18 protein-coding genes are annotated in these 17,031 nt (G+C 63.6%); 11 read left to right on the forward strand and 7 right to left on the reverse strand.

Features of this window, described 5'->3' with window-relative positions:
- Nucleotides 1–2: 2 nt before the first annotated feature.
- The 11 genes from ACK3BB_RS12645 (at nucleotide 3) to ACK3BB_RS12695 (ending at nucleotide 12,565) form a co-directional block, all read left to right on the forward strand.
- Nucleotides 3–572: a hypothetical protein gene (locus ACK3BB_RS12645; RefSeq protein ID WP_428924998.1), complete on the forward strand. Its 570-nt coding sequence runs from the start codon at nucleotides 3–5 to the stop codon at nucleotides 570–572.
- The gene (locus tag ACK3BB_RS12650) at nucleotides 569–961 is read left to right on the forward strand and encodes a DUF6950 family protein (protein WP_428924999.1); all 393 of its coding nucleotides are present in this window, start codon (nucleotides 569–571) and stop codon (nucleotides 959–961) included. The genes ACK3BB_RS12645 and ACK3BB_RS12650 overlap by 4 nt, the downstream gene beginning before the upstream one ends.
- The gene (locus ACK3BB_RS12655; protein ID WP_428925000.1) at nucleotides 946–3,084 is read left to right on the forward strand and encodes a hypothetical protein; all 2,139 of its coding nucleotides are present in this window, start codon (nucleotides 946–948) and stop codon (nucleotides 3,082–3,084) included. Before ACK3BB_RS12650 ends, ACK3BB_RS12655 begins: the two co-directional genes overlap by 16 nt.
- A gap of 91 nt (nucleotides 3,085–3,175) precedes the next feature.
- Nucleotides 3,176–8,353, forward strand: a complete 5,178-nt coding sequence (locus ACK3BB_RS12660) for a hypothetical protein (protein ID WP_428925001.1) — start codon at nucleotides 3,176–3,178, stop codon at nucleotides 8,351–8,353.
- A gap of 48 nt (nucleotides 8,354–8,401) precedes the next feature.
- A complete protein-coding gene (locus tag ACK3BB_RS12665; RefSeq protein ID WP_428925002.1) occupies nucleotides 8,402–9,079 on the forward strand; it encodes an N-acetylmuramoyl-L-alanine amidase in 678 nt (225 codons plus the stop codon).
- Nucleotides 9,080–9,103: 24 nt separating this feature from the next.
- A complete protein-coding gene (locus tag ACK3BB_RS12670; protein WP_428925003.1) occupies nucleotides 9,104–9,436 on the forward strand; it encodes a hypothetical protein in 333 nt (110 codons plus the stop codon).
- A gap of 7 nt (nucleotides 9,437–9,443) precedes the next feature.
- Nucleotides 9,444–10,091, forward strand: coding sequence for a hypothetical protein (locus tag ACK3BB_RS12675; protein ID WP_428925004.1), 648 nt, complete (start codon nucleotides 9,444–9,446; stop codon nucleotides 10,089–10,091).
- Between the two features lie 69 nt (nucleotides 10,092–10,160).
- Nucleotides 10,161–10,448, forward strand: a complete 288-nt coding sequence (locus ACK3BB_RS12680) for a hypothetical protein (RefSeq protein WP_428925005.1) — start codon at nucleotides 10,161–10,163, stop codon at nucleotides 10,446–10,448.
- Nucleotides 10,449–10,461: 13 nt separating this feature from the next.
- The gene (locus tag ACK3BB_RS12685) at nucleotides 10,462–11,205 is read left to right on the forward strand and encodes a hypothetical protein (protein ID WP_428925006.1); all 744 of its coding nucleotides are present in this window, start codon (nucleotides 10,462–10,464) and stop codon (nucleotides 11,203–11,205) included.
- A gap of 618 nt (nucleotides 11,206–11,823) precedes the next feature.
- Complete coding sequence (locus ACK3BB_RS12690; protein ID WP_428925007.1) at nucleotides 11,824–12,102, forward strand: hypothetical protein; 279 nt, start codon at nucleotides 11,824–11,826, stop codon at nucleotides 12,100–12,102.
- On the forward strand, nucleotides 12,095–12,565 hold the full coding sequence (locus ACK3BB_RS12695; protein ID WP_428925008.1) for a hypothetical protein: 471 nt from the start codon (nucleotides 12,095–12,097) through the stop codon (nucleotides 12,563–12,565). Before ACK3BB_RS12690 ends, ACK3BB_RS12695 begins: the two co-directional genes overlap by 8 nt.
- 398 nt (nucleotides 12,566–12,963) lie before the next feature.
- Here ACK3BB_RS12695 and ACK3BB_RS12700 read toward each other — a convergent pair whose 3' ends face one another.
- The 7 genes from ACK3BB_RS12700 to ACK3BB_RS12730 form a co-directional block, all read right to left on the reverse strand.
- Complete coding sequence (locus ACK3BB_RS12700; protein WP_428925009.1) at nucleotides 12,964–13,620, reverse strand: hypothetical protein; 657 nt, start codon at nucleotides 13,618–13,620, stop codon at nucleotides 12,964–12,966.
- 108 nt (nucleotides 13,621–13,728) lie between these two features.
- Entirely contained in the window at nucleotides 13,729–14,031 is a 303-nt protein-coding gene (locus tag ACK3BB_RS12705) for a hypothetical protein (protein ID WP_428925010.1), read from the reverse strand.
- A gap of 24 nt (nucleotides 14,032–14,055) precedes the next feature.
- Complete coding sequence (locus ACK3BB_RS12710) at nucleotides 14,056–14,316, reverse strand: hypothetical protein (RefSeq protein ID WP_428925011.1); 261 nt, start codon at nucleotides 14,314–14,316, stop codon at nucleotides 14,056–14,058.
- Nucleotides 14,317–14,336: 20 nt separating this feature from the next.
- Nucleotides 14,337–14,690, reverse strand: a complete 354-nt coding sequence (locus tag ACK3BB_RS12715) for a hypothetical protein (protein WP_428925012.1) — start codon at nucleotides 14,688–14,690, stop codon at nucleotides 14,337–14,339.
- A 15-nt stretch (nucleotides 14,691–14,705) separates the two neighbouring features.
- Entirely contained in the window at nucleotides 14,706–14,903 is a 198-nt protein-coding gene (locus ACK3BB_RS12720) for a hypothetical protein (protein WP_428925013.1), read from the reverse strand.
- 35 nt (nucleotides 14,904–14,938) lie between these two features.
- Nucleotides 14,939–16,612, reverse strand: coding sequence for an SNF2-related protein (locus tag ACK3BB_RS12725; protein ID WP_428925014.1), 1,674 nt, complete (start codon nucleotides 16,610–16,612; stop codon nucleotides 14,939–14,941).
- Nucleotides 16,612–16,974, reverse strand: a complete 363-nt coding sequence (locus ACK3BB_RS12730; RefSeq protein WP_428925015.1) for a hypothetical protein — start codon at nucleotides 16,972–16,974, stop codon at nucleotides 16,612–16,614. The genes ACK3BB_RS12725 and ACK3BB_RS12730 overlap by 1 nt, the downstream gene beginning before the upstream one ends.
- Nucleotides 16,975–17,031: the final 57 nt, after the last annotated feature.

A 17,031-nucleotide genomic window follows, 5' to 3' on the forward strand; every position in this document is an offset into this window, starting at 1 on the left:
CGATGAAACGCGACATCCACCCCGACACACTGGCAGCGATCGTGTCCGGCAACTTCCATCCCGCGCTGATGGTCTATCTGGATTGGCCCGGAGATCCGGTCTGGGCTCATACCGGCGCCGGGGACATGTCCTGGGGCGGCCAAGACTGGGTCGGCGTCGCAAGCATGGGTGGCATTGAGATCCCGCCGGAGACCGCTGACGGGGTTTCTTCGGAAACCATCCTGACCCTGGTCGTGCCCGAAGAAGATCTTGACGCCATCATGGCTGCCGACATCCGGAACCGGCCCGGCGAGATCTATTTTGCGGTGGTCACGGAGCGGGCGGGAAATGTCCTGATCGGTGAGCCTTTCCTGTTCTACGAGGGGCCGATGAACGGTTTGGCCGAGCGGATCGAGCGCGACGGTTCGGCGGTCTATTTCTCGGTGCGGGTCACGGTCGGCAGCGCGCCGGGTCTGCGGGATGCGGCGACTGTGGTGCACAGCTACGAGCACCAGCAGGGGGAGTTCCCAGGCGATACGGCCGGGCGGCTCCTGATCAACAGCCCTGCCGCTGCCGCACAGGTGGTCTGGTGACATATTGGGATCTGGCCGAGCGCGTCATGCTGCGCCCGCATCGGTGGGGGTTCAGCGATTGCGTGATGTCGGTTGCGGCTATCTGGGGCGTGTTGCGCGGTGCCCACCCCGCGCCGGAGATGATCGGGGCCTATCACGACGCGCGCGCGGCCCGGGCCCTGGTGACCAGGCTGGGTGGCCTGCCGTGTCTTCTGAGGGCGCGGGCGGCGGCGGGCGGGCTGGAGCCTGCGAATGATGCCATCGCCGGAGCGGTGGGTTTCGTGCCGTCCGGTGGGATCGGGGCCCTGGCATTCTGCCCGGAAGATGGGGTCTGGGTTGCCAAGAGCCTGCGCGGAATGGCCCTGGGCATCGCGGTCGATCGAGGGGCGGGTGCATGGGTATTGCGGTAACCGCGCTCGCGCAAGTTTTGACGCCGCTCCTGGGCGCACAGGTCGCCACCGCCATCGCCACCGCTTTCGTGAACCTGGCGACCACGCTGGTGCTGACGTCCGCCCGGGCGGCCCTGTCCAAGCGGCCGGGCCGGGAAGACCAGGCGCGCGAGCTGCAGCGATATACCGGGTTGCCCCAGGTCCGACATGCCTATGGCAACACCGAGGCGCCGGGCACGCCGGCACCGGCGGACATGGTGATCGACGGCGTGCTCTATGGCTGCTGGATCGTGAACAGCCGACCGAGCGAAGGCCCGTTCGCGCTCTATCTCGATGGTCGCGAGGTCGAGCTGAGCGGCGATCCCTACGATTTCACGGAAGGCGGCGGCGCGCTCGCAACCAACGAGCCGTTCAGCGGATACCTCCGGGTCTGGATCGGGATTGGCGACCAGACGTCACCGCCTTTCGAGATCACCGACGAGGCGGGCTTCATCGATACCGATCGGGAACGCGGGTTCAAGGTGACCGATGGCTGGCAGGGGCGAACCGTCGTCTGGATGCGGGCGGACCGGGGCCCCAGCGAGGGCCGCACGGAGCGCTGGCCTTCTGCGCCGCCGGCAGTGGCCCTGCGTGGCCCATTCTCGAAGCTCTGGGACCCACGAGACCCTGCCCAGGATCCGGACGATCCGGCCACCTGGGAATTCTCCGACAACCAGGCTCTGGTCGTCCTCGATGCGCTCCGTCAGAACCCCGTGTCCCCCTACGACCTGACGAACCTGATCGTTGCCACCTTCGAAGCGGCGGCGGACGTTGCCGACGAGAATGTGCCCTTGAAGGATGGCGGCAGCGAGGCGCGATACCGCGCGGCCGGTGTCCTGGTCTATTCGGCCGGAGACGTGGAGGATCAGCTGGATCCGTTGAACGAGGCCGGGGCGACAAGCTTCTTCCAGGCGGGCGGGCGCATGGGCATCTTGCCGGGGGCCTGGCTGCCGTCGGAATACACCCTGACCGACACCTTGGGCGATGCCTTCGAGTACCGGAAGTTGCGGGGCGATGAGCGGCCCTATTCCCATGTGCGCACGACCTACACCAGCGCGGACAGGGAGTACGAAACATCCGATCTCGGCCAATGGCCCATTCCCGGGGTGACGGCGGCCGTGCGCGTGTTCGATCACCAGTGCGATTTCGTGGAGAGCGGGACGCAGGCGCAGCGGCTGCGCAAGATAAAAGGGCTGCGATTGACCATGGAGCGCGAGATCGAGGGCACGGCGCCGCCCGACATGATCGAGGTGCTGGCCGGGGCGACGATTACCGCCGGGATCGCGGGAATGGCCCGAACCAATGGCACCTATCAGCTGCTGACGGCGCATCCGGCCCTGGACCCGCTGGGGATCGATGACGGCGTGGCGGCGCGCGTTCCGTTCGAGGCCCGCGAGACGGCCGAGGCCATTTACGCTTGGGTTCCGGCGGACGACGAGACCGACATCGTCGTGCCGCCCTTCGAGGTGTCCTATTCCGGCACGGCGCCGCCTGGATCTCTGTCGGTGATCTCCGGCCCTGCCGTGGATGTGAACACGGGCGATTCCGTCATCCAGAGGGTTCGGTTTGCCTTTGAGCCGTCGGCCTCGGCCAGCGTGACCCATTACGAGTGGACCTATGTCGATTGGTCGGACGAGGGCGATGGCCTGGTGGTGTCGGGGGGATCGATCCCTGCCTCGCAGGCCCTGGACACCGACGGCCGCCATTTTGGATACCTGTCCGGCTTCTCGCCGTTCGTCGAGACCGAGATCGCCGTTTGGGCCGTTGGCCCAGCCGGTCAGTCCAGCGCGGTCAGCATTTCGGGGGTTCGGTTGAACTTTGACGTGACGATCAACTCTGCGTCGGGAGGTGCCGGTGTCGCGGACTTCAACGTCACGGCGCCGACCAATTCCGTGTTCGCGGGGGTCGTCATCCTGCGCAGCGACGATGACGTCATCGAAAACGCCGTGGAAGTCTATGGCCTGGAGCCGATGGACAGCGGGCAGACCGACGTCGTGCAGGCAACGGGCCTGGCAGCCGGTGCGGCGTACTTCTGGGTCGCGCCGGTGTCGACCAACGGCACCCGCGCCCCGGCGGCGGGGCCTGAGTATCTGACCATCACCTGATCCGGACCGCAGCCCGGGGCTCGTCGTGGGTCTGAACCGTCCCTGTCCGGGGGGCGGCAACTTGCATGTTCGAACATCAACGGAGGGCGCAATGCCTGCACCGACAGTCGATTTCTCGACAACCGGAACCGATCCGGACAACATCACCCTGGAGGATGTCCAGGCGACGGTGAACACGGCGCTGGCGGAGTTTGCGTCCGTCGCAAGTTCAGGTGACAGCGACGACCTGAGCGAGGGCGTTTCAAATCTCTTCCTCTCCCTGTCGAACCTGGCGGGGGTGATCAACGCGGTGCTGTCCACGGGCTCGGGAAACCTCGCCGAAGCTGACCGCTTTTTGCAGTATAACGACAGCCTCGACGCGCTGCGTGTCGTCTCGCCGGCTGCCTTGCGTCACGTCCTTCTCAACGGCCCGGGCGCTGTGGCGACGCTGTCCGCCGATGACGTCTTCCTGGTTGGTCGTGATGTCGTTGGTGGAGATGGTCGGAAGATCCTGTGGTCCGATGTCCTTGCCGAGATCGGCGATACCCTGGTCCCCGGCCTTGCAGCCAAATCGACGCCGGTCGGGGCTGACGAATTCGCCCTATCCGACAGTGCCGCCTCCGGGGCGGCCAAGCGTCTGTCGTTCGATGACCACTGGGACAATTATCTCAAGGCCAAGGCGGATGCGCTCTACCAGCCGGTGCGAAGCGTGCTGACCAACACGACGGCCAGCTTCACGACCGCGTTTGAAACCAAGCTGTCGGGGATCGAGGCCGGCGCCGACCAGACCACTGCAACGTCCATGGGCGCCGCACTGTCCGCGGCAGCCACGTATGATGAGGACGACCTGGTCGGCTCGACGATGCACCTGATGGTCAACGGCGGGGGCGTGGGCCGCAAGATCACGCTGAACAACCACAAGGATTGGTTGCGGGGGGTCTTCGACAGCGTTTTCCAGCCTCTCGATACTGTGCTGACGAACACGACGGCCAGCTTTACCGCACCGTTGCAAGCAAAGCTCGACGCCATCGAGACCGGCGCAACAGGTGACCAGACCGGCTCCGAGATCGCAACGCTCTACGAGGGCCTGAGCGACGTCAACCGCCTGACCGACGCGCTGCTGACCAAGCTCAACGGTGTCGCCCCTGGCGCGGACGTGACGAGCCCGGCGACTATTGGTGGCGCGATCAACTCCGCAGGCAGCTATGATGAAAGCGACCTGGTCGGCTCGACAATGCATTTGCTGGTCAACGCTGATGGCACGGGCCGCAAGATCACGCTGAACAACCACAAGGATTGGTTGCGGGGGGTCTTCGACAGCGTCTTCCAGCCGCTCGATACTGTGCTGACGAACACGACGGCCAGCTTTACGTCGGCGTTTCAGGCGAAGCTCGATGCGATCGAGGCCGGCGCAACAGGTGACCAGACGGGGTCCGAGATCGCAACGCTCTACGAGGGACTGAGCGACGTCAACCGCCTGACCGACGCGCTGCTGACCAAGCTCAACGGTGTCGCAACAGGCGCGGACGTGACGACCGCGGCCCGCATCTCTGCGGTCCTGACGGGTGGCGCGGCGTTGGATGAGGGCGACCTGGACGGGTCGACCATGCACGTGGGCATCAATGCTGGCGGTGCGTTCAGCCGGATCACCCTGAACAACTTTCTGGATTGGGCGCAAGACGCCCGATACGACGTCCGCTACATGCGCGACGGCGACGACATCGCGGCCGCCATCGGTGATGGAGCGCTGGTCGAAGCGGCATCGATCGACGGTGCCGAGGCGCTCGGCCTCCGGGTTGGCGGCGCCTGGGGCCGGACCACGCTCGACCAAATCAGTGATTGGCTGAAGGTCGATTTGTCCGGAACGTTCGACCTCGTTACGGCGCAAACCCTGGGCGCGGCGATCTCGGCCTCGGCCGCCTTCGATGAAGGCGACCTGGTCGGCTCGACCATGCATCTGCTGGTCAACGGTGGGGGTGTCGGAAACAAGATCACCCTGAACAACTTCCTGGACTGGGCGCAGATCCGCTACGACGTCCGCTACATGCGTGGCGGCGACGACATTGCCGCCGAGATTGTCGATGCGGATACAGTCGGCGCAGCCGATCTTGAGGGAAGCGAAGCCATCGGCCTTGCCAGCGGCGGCGGTTGGGCGCGGGCCGATTTGTCCGGTCTGTCGGAATGGTTCCAGGGGCGGTACGACCTGCGCTATCCGTTGATCGCTGATGCCGAGGCCACCGCGGCCCGGTTTCAACTTGCGGCGTCCCCGGCGCGCAACCTGCGGGCTTTTTCGACCGAGACCGCCGGGGCGCCGGCGGAAAAGGCGGATCTGCCCGAGGCCAACGTCGTCCAGCATGGTCTGCGCGGGCAGGTCTACCAGATCGAAGGGGCTGGCCAGATCGCTATCCGGGAGCCCATGCGGCTGTCGAACCGGGTGATCGAGGTTGTCGCGGATGTCTTTCGCACGAGCGATCCGGCTGATCCGACGGGCGATGCCGTGGAGTTGCGCGCCGTCTGGCTGAACGCGGCCGGTGCCGTCATGTCGTCGACCCTGGTGGATCGGATCGACAAGCTGAAGAGCGCGGACGGTGTCACGACGCTGTCCGGCCGGGTGTCCGCGCTGCCCGTTGGCGGTGTCATCCCGCCGCCCTCGACGGCGGTGGAGGTTGCCTTCGTGTTCCGAACCTATGGGCTCGACGGGTGGACGGCGGTCGAGGTCTTGCGCCAGGCCGATGTGACGAATGTTCACGCGGTTTCCGAGGCCAACCTGGCCGACACACTCGCCGCGCTTGAGGCGGCGGCGGCTGCAGCAGAGGCCGCTGCCGCGCTGGTCAACAGCGAGGTTGTCGACAGCATCGCAACGCTGCGCGGGTACAGCCGGCCGGCGGGCACCGGCATCGTCACTGTCAGCAGCGACAGCGGTGCCGAGGACGGGGCCGGTGGGCAGTTCTATTACGACGGTGCTGACAGCGACACGTCGGACAACGGCTATTCCGTGGTGATCGGCGGAGACGGGGCCCGCTGGAAACGGGTCCGGGATGATGGCCGGTTCGATCTGCGCGCGGCGGCGGAAACGGCGCTGGCGGCGGGCTGGCTGCCGCAGGATGGCCGGGAATACAGTGTCGGACACCAGCGGTTCGTCGGGGCGATCGGGGCGACGGCGGTGCCCGGTCTGCCAGGGTTGCTGCCATTGACGCGGACAGTGACCATGGAACAGTTCGGCTCCAGCTCGACGGCGTCTGTCGTGGCAGACGACACGGCCGCCTATGAGGCGGCGCGTGACTGGCTCAAGAGCGTGGGAGGCGGCCGGATCCAGGGCTCCCTGGGTGTCACATACGGGCTGAGAAACACCGAACTGTCGGGCCAGGTGCCGTTCTATGGGCATGGCAAGGGGCTTGGTGGCCTCAAGGCGCTTGACACCTCCGACGGCACGACGGGGTGGCTGACCAACGATGATGTCGGCGCCGGAGGTGCGCGCGATTGCATTCGCCCGGGCATTTTCCACTGCGACCTCGACGGTACGGATCTGCCGTTCGATCGGTGGTTGACGAAACTCGACGGCACGCCGATCGCAAACCCGGACGACGATTATGTTCCCGGGGCCGGGGCCCTTGCCGCGGGCATTGCAGGTGTCGACCTGGAATGCAGCGTGTCGGGGGGCGAGGTCGTTTCGGGAACGGTCAACGCCGGTGGCGCAGGCTGGAAGATGCATCCGACCCATCCCTACCAGCCCGATACCGTCCTGCTGCACTTCGAGGGCGGAGGCGGCACCGGGGCCCGGGGGTATGGTGTGCTCACCGACACCGGTTCGGGCTACACGATCACATCGATCGTCATCACGAACGGCGGCACGGGTTACACCAGTGCGCCGACCGTGACACCCAGGGGCGGGTATGCCGACATCGATCTCCTGGTCGATCCGGCGGTCGACCGTCGAAACCCGAACTACGCGAATGCCGGCGCGGGTGTATTCTTCAAGCAGACGGTCGGCGCCCGGGTCGAGGATGTCCGGTTCATCGGGTTCCGTCGTATGACCCTGGGCGAAGGCGGCGGTCTGAACACTGTCTTCCGGGACCTGGAGTTCATCGACTGCGGCAAGGATGACGATGCCTTCCATTGCATCTGGACCCAGTCGATCGGTAATCCGATCGAGCCGACCGGCGCCTTCGCGGATACCGAGAACATCACGATCGATGGCGTCTACATCGATGGCGCCGAGCGTTCGGCCGTGGCCTTCATGCCGACGAAGGGCGGCAAGCTGCGCAACCTGGTCGCCAAGGGCTGCGGCGAGTCAACGATCTTCATCAACAACAAGGCCAATTACAATGGCGGCCGGATCGTCATCGAGGACTGCGATCTGTCCGACGGCTACATGACGGACCTCGTGAGCCACCTGGTCGAGATCAATGGCGCCAGGAACATCACGCTGCGCCGCAACAAGTTCCGCGGTGGTGTCGAAACGGCGATCAATGCGCCGGGGACCAAGAACCTCAGGGTCTACAAGAACGATTTCGAGGACAATTGCACGACGGCAACCAAGACCGGCGACGGTCGCAAGCCGTTCGGGCCATTCTCCGAGCGCTACGGCTTCAACCGGGGGGAACGCCCGGAATGCGGTGAGCAGCTGGACATCGAAAACGCGGCCTGGATCCGGATCGGCACGTTCGCCGGAGTCGGGGCGGAAAAGCAGGTTTGGCGCGAGAACGAGTTCAGCGAGAGCCGTGCGGTTCATGCCGGGCATGTCTTCGGGTTGGTCAAGTCGGGTGGCGACAACCTGTCGAAGGACATCTCGATCGTGAAGAACGAGTTCGGCTCGATGTTGACCCACGCGGGCGGCTCCATGGAACTGCTGAAGGCCGACATCGGAAACGTGTTTGATGCCGCTGTCCCGCTGAGGATCGCGGGCAACAACGGGCACGCGTCCGAGGCGCCGGCGATCGTGGCTGTGACGCTGACGGAAGCCGGGGTGTTTTCGTTGCGACCTGGGTTTCGGCCGCAGCTGGTCACTGTTGAGGCGCATACCTCTGCGGTGAATGATCTCTACACCGCCCGTGGCGCGATGTCGTGGCAGCGGGACGGCAGCCGAAACGACTACAGCTCGGCCATCGCCGACAACGGGGCGGGTGGTCAGGAAACGAGGTTCTTCGGTGAGGATCTCGTGCGGATCGTCGATGCGGGCGCGAACCAGATCTGTCGCGTCGAATTCGTCGGATGGCTGGAAGACGGCATCCAGCTGAACACCGCTCTGCTCACAGAGGATTGCGCGCTGCGCGTCACCATGACGCCCTGACCGGCACGCCGGTTCATTTCCCTACACCCTGACGCATCGGAGAAAGAAATGCCCTATCGCTCGCAAACGCGTGCGGTCCAGGAGGCTGTGGCCTCTCTGGGTCATGACCCCGGACCCGTGGACGGCCACTTCGGCGCGAAGACCCTGGCCGGTGTCGAAAGCTGGCTGGCCGCGAAGGGGGAACCCATGGCCTCCATCGCCGCAGAGGCTCCGCCCCTGGTCGACCAGCAGACGGCGGTGACCAGCAAGGCGACAGGCGAGATCCGGCAGGGATCGGCTGGGCACCTGGTGGATCACGTCATGCTGCATACCGCGGCGACACCCGGCAGCTGGCCGTCGGGAAAGACCAACGCGCAGATGCTCGCGGAGATCCGTCGCTGGCATGTCGAAGACCGGGGCTGGTCCGACATCGGGTATCACTTCGTGGTCTTTCCCGATGGCGCAGTCCTTCCCGGCCGCCCGGTCACGCGCGTCGGGGCGGGGTGCAAGGGTGTGAACTCAGGGGTGATCCACATCTGCATGATCCCCAGCCACACGATCACGGGCATGGGCCGGGCAGGGGATTTCTACACGCCGGCCTGCATTGCCGGGACAAGGGCGCAGATCGCCGACATCGCCCGGTTGACGCCGATCACCCGCCTGTCCGGGCACAACGAACACGCCGCCAAGCTCTGCCCCGGGTTCCGGGTGCGGGACGAGGACTGGACCGATCTTCAGGTCGCCTGACCGATCACAGAAAGGAGCATCACCATGAACATCATCGACACCATCACGGCGGCCGCTGCGCCGATGCTGCTGGAGATCGTCGCCTCGATCGTGACCGCGCTGGTCGGCTGGGCTGTGCTGGAGATCAAGCGTCGGACCGGCCTGGAAATCGAGGAAAAGCACCGCGCTGCGCTGGAAGCGGCGATCATGAGCGGGATTCGAGCGCTGATCGATCGGGACGAAAGCACGACCGCCCTGGATGCTGTCGAGGCCTATGTGCGCGAGAGCGTGCCCGATGCGATCCGGGCGCTGAAGCCCACCGATGCCGTGCTGCGCCAGAAAATCACCGGCGCGCTGCGGTCGCAGTTCGCGTTCTGAGGTGGCCATGACGGACGAAAGCGGGAAGCCCGTCCGGCCGAGGCAATGGGCGCTCCAGCGTCTCGCGAACAAGGCGCTCGATTGGGCTGTGTTGGGTGTCCTGGCCGTTCTGGTTGGGCTGTTCGTCGAGCCGGTCCAGAAGCGGGCGGTGGCGGTCTGGAACACGCCGACCGTCATGGAAAGCATCCGGGCCGACCTGGAGGTGCAGAGCGACCGGATCGACGTCGTGGCAACGGAGATCCGGCGATTGAAGCAGCCCACCGCCGTGTTCGAGATGTCGACCTACAACACCGGGCCGATTGCCGGTTTCTGTGTCGAGAGCATGCCCTGCGAGATCAACGTCCGGATCCGGCGGCTGGTCGAGGCCCTGCCATGCGACATCGTCAAGGGATCGGTGCAATGGGGCTTCATCAATCCGAGGGCGGATACCTTCGTTCAGGCGCGGCGGATGGACCATGCGTCCGGCCGGAATATCGGGTCGAACTGGGAAGACATCACGATCGTATTGATGACCCCGCCGAACCTTGAGCCCGAAGCGTATTTTACCTTCGAGGCCTTTTACACCGGCTGCCCGGGCATGGCCGACAGCGACGATCCCATCAGCTTCAACAGCCCGCGCGACCTGTTCAAGATCCGCGCCCGCGGGACGGAATAGGGGCAGGGCCAGGCCGTTGAAGGGGCTTCGCTGGCGGCCGCCAAACCGGAAACATCAAGGAGACCAACCATGCCGAAAAACGCAAACGTGAGCTGCGCGCCGGGAACGTGGACCGAATTGACAGATGCGGATGTCGCGGCCATCCGCCTGCAGAACCTGGGCGGATATGCGGTGGACATCATGGCCACGTCCGACACCAGCGCTCCGTCTAGCGCAGTCGGGGCCCTGCGCCTGGACCCCCATGACATCCTGCCGGCGAACGTCGGTCTCTCGGACGTTTTCCCGGGGGTTGCGGCTGGCTACAGGGTTTGGGCGCGGTTTGAGCTGGGCGGCACCCTGTCGGTCTCTCACGCCTGACGGAGCGGGAACCATGTCGAAACTGATTGGCCTCGGCTGCCCCGGCGTTCCGTTCCTGGTGGTGGGGGGCGGTGCGCCCTCCGTGCAGCAGCTGGCCGCCGAGTTCCTGGACGGCGCCGCTGGCGCCTATTACGACTTCACTGCGGGCGGCTCGCTCTGGCAGGACACCGGCGGCTCAATCGCGGCCGGGGTGGGCGACCCGGTCGGGCGCGTGGACGATCTCGGCGGCGGCGACAACAACGCCGTGCAGGCCGACAACGCGGCCCGGCCCGTGCGCACCAGCTCCGGGATCAGCACCAACGGCACGAGCCAATTTCTCGACGCGGTGCTGGTCGGGGCGGCCAGCCAGACGTACCTGATGGACGTGACCTTTGCGTCGAGCTACGCCAGCCTGCAGCGCCTGGCCGGGCACAACAACGGGGCGTCCAGTTACAACAATGTTGCCGTCACGGACACCGGCGTTCTCCGGTTCGGGCCGACCGACACGCCGGCCAATGTTGCAGGCGGTCGGCATACGGTCGCCCTGATCCGGTCCGGATCGGACTGGGAAATTGCCGTGGACGGGGTCTCGGTCGCTTCGGGGAGCATCGGCGGCTCGATGTCGACGGTCCTGGCCACCTACATCGCCGCGCTCAATACCGAAGCATTCGGGACGATCTCTCATTTCGAGGGCGTGTTTCACCGCTTCGGGATCGTCGATCGGGCGATGTCCGTCGCTGAGACCGCCGACTTCCACGCGGCATGGAGTGCAGCATGACCGACTTTACACGACACCTGTGGGCGGCAATCCCTGTGGCCCATGCCGATGCGGCCAACCTCCTGTTGGCGTCACAGGGCCATGGCGCCGGCAATTTCGCGGTGCCGCTGGGGGCAGGGGGCACAGTGACCCATCTGGGCGTCAGGACGGTTGTGAGGCCGCCCTTTGAGGCCTGGCTTGAGGCGGTGGTATCGGGGTCCATGGCAATTGACGGCGCAGATCTCGGGACAGTGGCGGCGGCCATGTCGGCTCTGTCCCATCAGTTCGCGACGCGGGCTGGCCCAGAGGATCAGGGTGGGGCTGGCTGGGCCGCGTTTCTGGCGGCCGAGGGGCTGCAGGAGGTTAGCCTGGAAGGCCGATCGAGTGTGGTAACGTAGCCGTCAGCCTGTCGGCTGGGCAGAGGAATTCCGGCTGGGTTTTTCTCGTGTTAGATCGGATGTTCAGGGCAGCGCATCCCTGTCTCAGGGACATGCTTCGGTTAACTCAATGTTAACTCGGCGAGCGCATTGTACCGCACTTAGGCAACTGCGTTCCAATGGCCCCATGTTGTAACCATGACAGAAGAATTGACGAATCTTGACGGCATGCATAGCTTCCTACCGGTTGTGGGAGAGACGCATGCAGGACCTGCCAAAAAAGAAGCTTGTCAAAGGCGAGGTAGTGCATCTGGACTACGCCACTCTGGAAAATGCCAGATACGAAGAGTGCAAGCTTGTCTACGAAGGTGGGCAGCCACCGAGCTTGATCAACGTAGACATCATCGGATGCGAGTTCCTCTTCGAGGGGAAGGCGCAGAACACCATCAAGTTACTGCGGTACATCGTGGATTTAGGGGACGCACCTTTGGTTGTAAATCAGGTGCTGGGGCTCAAAAACTGGGGCCCACGGGATGGCTGAGGCCGCAGTTGATAACATTTTGTCTGTTGTGGAAGGCGGCCGATCGCGCTCGGCTCATGCCGAGAGAAACAGTTTCGGCGGCGGTGGTGGAGATGGTGGGGAACCTGACGTGGACGCAGAAACTCAACGATACCTGGAATCCGAAGTGAGAGCCGCGAAGGCAGAGAACAGTGCAGCGTTTGCGCGCCTTGAGGCCAAGATCGACGGCATAGAGCCGGGTTCCACTTGGCAACAAAATGCGGGAATTGCCTTCGTTCTGTTTACCGCAGTTTTTGGTGTTTTGGCGTATGCAAGCGACCGGTTCGATAGTGGGGTCGGAGCAATGGGCGCAGTCGAGGAAGCCATTGATCGACAGCGAGAAATCAATGCCTCTCAGGACGCTCGTTTGGACAAGATTCTGCGAGCTTTGGAGGAACAGGAGGCCCGGTCGGAGTCATCTCCTCCGAGCGGTAGTGATAGGTGACGATCGGCTCGCCTCTCGCACCAAGAACTGCGTTTGTCGATATGCTCGCCGCCAGTTTTAACCCTGGGCAATAGGCATCGGGTCAGTTGATTGGCATGGCTTCCGCCGGGATCCCTGGGGGTTCCATGTCGGGGCAAGTGAAATACGAAGTCCGCCTCTTGCATCGGCTGGGCGCTGTTGAGCTGAGCTACTGTATCACCGTTTTGGTCGAGCAAACCGTAATGCTGGGAAGGCAGTTCACCTAGGTGCATAGGCACCGCAAAGCTTAGCTGCGTCGGGTTCGATCTCATGGACCAATATGGGGAAAATGGTAACCGACAATTAACCATTTTTAGCTATAGGGTGAAGTCGGTGGGGCGCTGGATTGGAGTACAAAGATGGCACATGATCGCTCAAAGTCACTCTTCCGGAGGTTTTTTCCGCGCTCTAAAGGTGGCAATCTCATTGCGAACAATGTCCCGTTGGAAGGCTTCAAAATCAGCTCGCTCAATCTCATTTTGATCGGGGTGAACTTGGGATCGTTTGCTATGTGGATTTGCCTGAAACTCTCCATGTGATCCACTCGAAGCCCGTTGGTCAAAGTTGCGGGACACTCCTTCGATAGCATCGATCAATCGTTCGACTTGTGCGTCTCGTCTTTTTTCGGCTTCAAGGGCTCTCTTGGCGTCCGATTGAGCCGATAGGAGTTGAAGAAATTCGAGCATGAGTAAGGCGAATGTAGCGCCAATGTTGAGCCACAAACCAAATTTTTCTGCAGCAACGGGGTCGGTTTCTGAAGCCTTCGCTACGGCTTCCGTCTTGCTTATCTCGCCGTCTCTTACCTGCTGGGCCAGAGACTGAATCTTGGCCAGAGTCTCATAGCTCCATGTTGGGCCAGAAATCAGTTCGATGGTATCGTCGGCGACATTCATGACGCCTTCTAAAATGTGTGCTATTTCGTTGCACCGCGGGCATCGGTCTTGCGCGTTCTCGACCGTCAATCCAATCACGTTCTTGACTCCGATTGTGCTGTCGAAGACGAGCCCGCAGTTTCTGCAGAACGCTGGTAAATCCATTGGGTTTCTCCTGGTACGACAGGCAGAAACTGACGGTTGTCATTGATTCGCGCAAACTTTGAATGCTGCCAAGTTCTTGGGAGGGAGAACTGATCGGAATTTCCGGGGTTAGCTGTACTGGGCTGCGCGGGCGGCAGCACCAGCCTCAAGGGCTTCTTGTTCGGTGCGCCCTTCCTTGAGCGCGCCGTAGTATCCTTCATCGAAGGCGGTCCATTCGTGCCAGACCGCCCCGATGCCCCCGCACTCTCTGCATCCGCTGCCGCGATGGCACTGCATCGCTTTCGAGTATTCTCCGGTCGGGACGCCTTCGTTGCTTTCGTGGCACCCGCTGCACGGATACCACCAGCCGCCGTTTTCGGTCGTGACCTCTCGGAACGCTTCGACGTTCAGGGTGTCGCCTTTCATCGCCATATCGGCCTCCGGGGGTTGGCTGGACTACCGCGAGTGCGGGCAGTCCCAATCGCAATGTTCGGTTCCGGCGAGCATGCAGGTGCCATCGGCGGTCATCCCGCATTCATCGAACCCGTCGTCGTCCTGGTCATCCCATTCATCGGGGTGACCACCATCTTGGTCGCGGTCGATCCTGCCCGTCTGCAGGTCGACGTATCCGCTGAAGCTGCAATCGGCCTGGACGCACCAGCAGTTGATACCGTCATCGCGCATCTGCGCTTTGCAGCCGGGGCAGTGTCTCGGCATGGTCTCGTCCTCCGGGGGCTTCAAGACTCTATCTTGACGGTCAAATCTGCGCGCCAGTCGTCCTTCGCAAACGCGTCAACGATTGTCGCTGTAAAGGCGTCCGCGCGGGCCCGCACCGCGTCTCGGATCTTGGTCTGCACATCGGCGTTCTCAGCGACGACTTCGCGTACCGCTTTGGTGATCTGCTGTTCCACGACCTCGATCACGATGCGGTCCAGTGTGGTGCGTTCATCTCGGCTTCCCCCGTAGCCTCTGGGCTTGTGGTCCAGGACCTCTTGTACGATTCGGCCCAAAACATCGCCGCCGAGGGCTTCCGCCACCTTCGCTTTCGCAACGGTTTCGATTGCGGTCTTCATTTCGCTATCAACGTTCATGTCTTCCTCCGGGGGTCAGCTGGACCGCTTGGATAGGCGGTCGATCATATCGCCAAGGCGCTTCTCAACCTCGGCGGCGAGGGTGGTGCGCAAGTCTGCGGATGTCGTGGCGACAAACTCTTTGCCCATTTCGCCTGGGTGGCGCGTGTCGCCAAAGGACGCCAAAAATCCGTTCTCGGTGGTTCTAACGCTCAAAATCAAGTTCTCGGTCATAGTCTCTCCTTTCAATGGGCTGGGGATTTCTGGATTCAGTTCACGGGTTCTGCTTGGCGTGCCAATACGAGGCGAGCGAGCTCCTTGATCCGGCCCTCGTTGACCGGTGTCGCTTCTCCCATCCCGCCATATGGGTTCAGGATGCCGTGGCTCTGCGATGCCTTGAGGCCGAGTGTCGACATGATCGCCGGATCGGACCCGCCATCGGTGTGCAGGAAATGTGCGGTCACGGGGCGGGCCTGCCCGCGACGGTGTAGGCGGCCCGTGAATTGGACATGCACCTGCGGTGACCAGTCGAGTTCCGCATAGACGATGTGCGCCGCTCGGTGCTGGAGGCCGTCGAGGCCCGCGCCGGCGCGCAGCGACATGAGCATGATGTTGGTCTCCCCTGCGACGAATGCTGCTTTCGACCGCTTCTTGGACGCGGGGGACTCGCTGCCGGTGAACATGACCGGGTTTAGGTCGGCCAGGCACTCGTTCAGGATGCGGTAAACCTCGCGGTGCCAGGCTCCCACCAGGACAGCCTCGCCGGCTTCGGCCAGCGTCCTGACATATGCCGCGACGGATCTCGCCTTGGCGATGCCTGTTTCCTGGCGCATGAGCATGTCCAGTTCTCGCGCCGCCTGGCCACGATCATGGAAGCCACCCGCCAGAACACGCTGGGCCAACCGAATCTGCAACTCGCGGTCGGATCTGACCGCGCCATCGTCCCATTCGACTTCGATTACGGTCTTCGAGAGAGCCGGCAGCGTGGCCGCGACCTCCGCGTCCTCGTGCGTGCGGCGTAGCGTGATGCCTTCCTCTTGAAGGTATGCGCCCAGGGCCTCGGGATCTTTGACGATCCAGTGGGCACCGTGGCTGGTGCACCAGTTGATCTGAAACTCCATCCACGAACCTAGCGCCCCAGGGGCGATGCACTCGACCACGTTGAAGATTTCGGACCCGTAGTTGTAGATCGGGGTCGCGGTGAGGCCCATGTGGTGATCCACCACTGCGCAGATCGAGGCGGCCGCGCGCCCCTTCTCTGTGGCGGTGCCGTGCCGCAGCTCCTGGATCTCATCGAAGATAACCGTTTTGATCCCCAGCGGCTCGAACATGTCCACCCAGGCGCTGATGTTGCTATAGCGGAACACGTAGACATCCGCTGGTGGCAGGGCGCGCGCGTTTCGATCCTTCACCTCGATCGCCCGCAGGTGCGTGAACCTCTCGATGTAGTCCACCACCCATTGCGCCGACAGGTGCGGTTGCACCACCACGGCGGCGGGAAGGCCCCAGCCATCGGCGATGGACGCCAAGGCAGAAACCGTTTTTCCGAGCCCGACATCATCGAGCAGCAGAAGGCGCCCGGTGGCGCGCAGCATTTCGGCGGCGCGGCGCTGGTATGGCAGGGCGGCCTCCCCTTCTTTGAAGCCGGGGCGCTCCGGCGCGACGTATTCGACATTTCGCAGCGCGTCGATCTGCGCCTGCGCGCACCGGTATTCCTTGACGCCCGTGCTCAGGCGGCACTCGGTCTCGTGATCCATTTCGAGCGGAAAGCGCTGCATGAACCAGTCCAGGTCCGCAGCGATGTCGGGCCGGTCGCGCAAGTGGAACGGCGGCACCGTGCCGGTCGGGATGCCCTTGAAGAGATCCTTGAAGCGGATGGAGACGTGCGGCTTGAGTTCCGCGACGACCCACCCGGTTTCTGTGCGGTAGAGCTTCCCGTTCATCACAGCCACCCCTTGGAAAGATCAGCGATGACGAGGGGCTTGCCGCCTACCTCGGTGATGTCTGGGAACGCGGTCCCCGTCGCGAGAACCAGCGCCTCGATCTCCGGCAAGGCGGCATACCGCTCAAGCTGACGCCATATGTCCCGGCGGCTGTGCTTCACCTTGATCTCGACGCCGACCGTCCCGGCGAGGATGTCGATGCGCTCGGATGGGGTGAGGCGGGCCTCGTTGGTGTGCTCGATGCCAGCGGAGGCCAGGGCGGAGCTGATCGCTCGGTGTGCGGCTGCTTCTGTCGTCACATCGATGCGCGATCGGCCAATCGTGGTGGCAATGCGCCTCGCAAGGATAGCTGGTTCGGTCACGGTGCCTCCGGGTGCGTCTCGGTTCACTTACTTATCATATACAGAAAGCATAATCCG

Origin of the sequence: Marinibacterium sp. SX1, assembly GCF_050389775.1 — a bacterium.
Lineage (GTDB): Bacteria > Pseudomonadota > Alphaproteobacteria > Rhodobacterales > Rhodobacteraceae > Marinibacterium.

What these genes read in the sequence shown, in the direction of transcription:
- ACK3BB_RS12645 (WP_428924998.1), top strand. Translation starts at nt 3, where the DNA reads ATGAAACGCGACATCCACCCCGACACACTGGCAGCGATCGTGTCCGGC.
- ACK3BB_RS12655 (WP_428925000.1), top strand. Translation starts at nt 946, where the DNA reads ATGGGTATTGCGGTAACCGCGCTCGCGCAAGTTTTGACGCCGCTCCTG.
- ACK3BB_RS12660 (WP_428925001.1), top strand. Translation starts at nt 3,176, where the DNA reads ATGCCTGCACCGACAGTCGATTTCTCGACAACCGGAACCGATCCGGAC.
- ACK3BB_RS12665 (WP_428925002.1), top strand. Translation starts at nt 8,402, where the DNA reads ATGCCCTATCGCTCGCAAACGCGTGCGGTCCAGGAGGCTGTGGCCTCT.
- ACK3BB_RS12670 (WP_428925003.1), top strand. Translation starts at nt 9,104, where the DNA reads ATGAACATCATCGACACCATCACGGCGGCCGCTGCGCCGATGCTGCTG.
- ACK3BB_RS12675 (WP_428925004.1), top strand. Translation starts at nt 9,444, where the DNA reads ATGACGGACGAAAGCGGGAAGCCCGTCCGGCCGAGGCAATGGGCGCTC.
- ACK3BB_RS12680 (WP_428925005.1), top strand. Translation starts at nt 10,161, where the DNA reads ATGCCGAAAAACGCAAACGTGAGCTGCGCGCCGGGAACGTGGACCGAA.
- ACK3BB_RS12685 (WP_428925006.1), top strand. Translation starts at nt 10,462, where the DNA reads ATGTCGAAACTGATTGGCCTCGGCTGCCCCGGCGTTCCGTTCCTGGTG.
- ACK3BB_RS12690 (WP_428925007.1), top strand. Translation starts at nt 11,824, where the DNA reads ATGCAGGACCTGCCAAAAAAGAAGCTTGTCAAAGGCGAGGTAGTGCAT.
- ACK3BB_RS12695 (WP_428925008.1), top strand. Translation starts at nt 12,095, where the DNA reads ATGGCTGAGGCCGCAGTTGATAACATTTTGTCTGTTGTGGAAGGCGGC.
- ACK3BB_RS12700 (WP_428925009.1), bottom strand. Translation starts at nt 13,620, where the DNA reads ATGGATTTACCAGCGTTCTGCAGAAACTGCGGGCTCGTCTTCGACAGC.
- ACK3BB_RS12705 (WP_428925010.1), bottom strand. Translation starts at nt 14,031, where the DNA reads ATGGCGATGAAAGGCGACACCCTGAACGTCGAAGCGTTCCGAGAGGTC.
- ACK3BB_RS12710 (WP_428925011.1), bottom strand. Translation starts at nt 14,316, where the DNA reads ATGCCGAGACACTGCCCCGGCTGCAAAGCGCAGATGCGCGATGACGGT.
- ACK3BB_RS12715 (WP_428925012.1), bottom strand. Translation starts at nt 14,690, where the DNA reads ATGAACGTTGATAGCGAAATGAAGACCGCAATCGAAACCGTTGCGAAA.
- ACK3BB_RS12720 (WP_428925013.1), bottom strand. Translation starts at nt 14,903, where the DNA reads ATGACCGAGAACTTGATTTTGAGCGTTAGAACCACCGAGAACGGATTT.
- ACK3BB_RS12725 (WP_428925014.1), bottom strand. Translation starts at nt 16,612, where the DNA reads ATGAACGGGAAGCTCTACCGCACAGAAACCGGGTGGGTCGTCGCGGAA.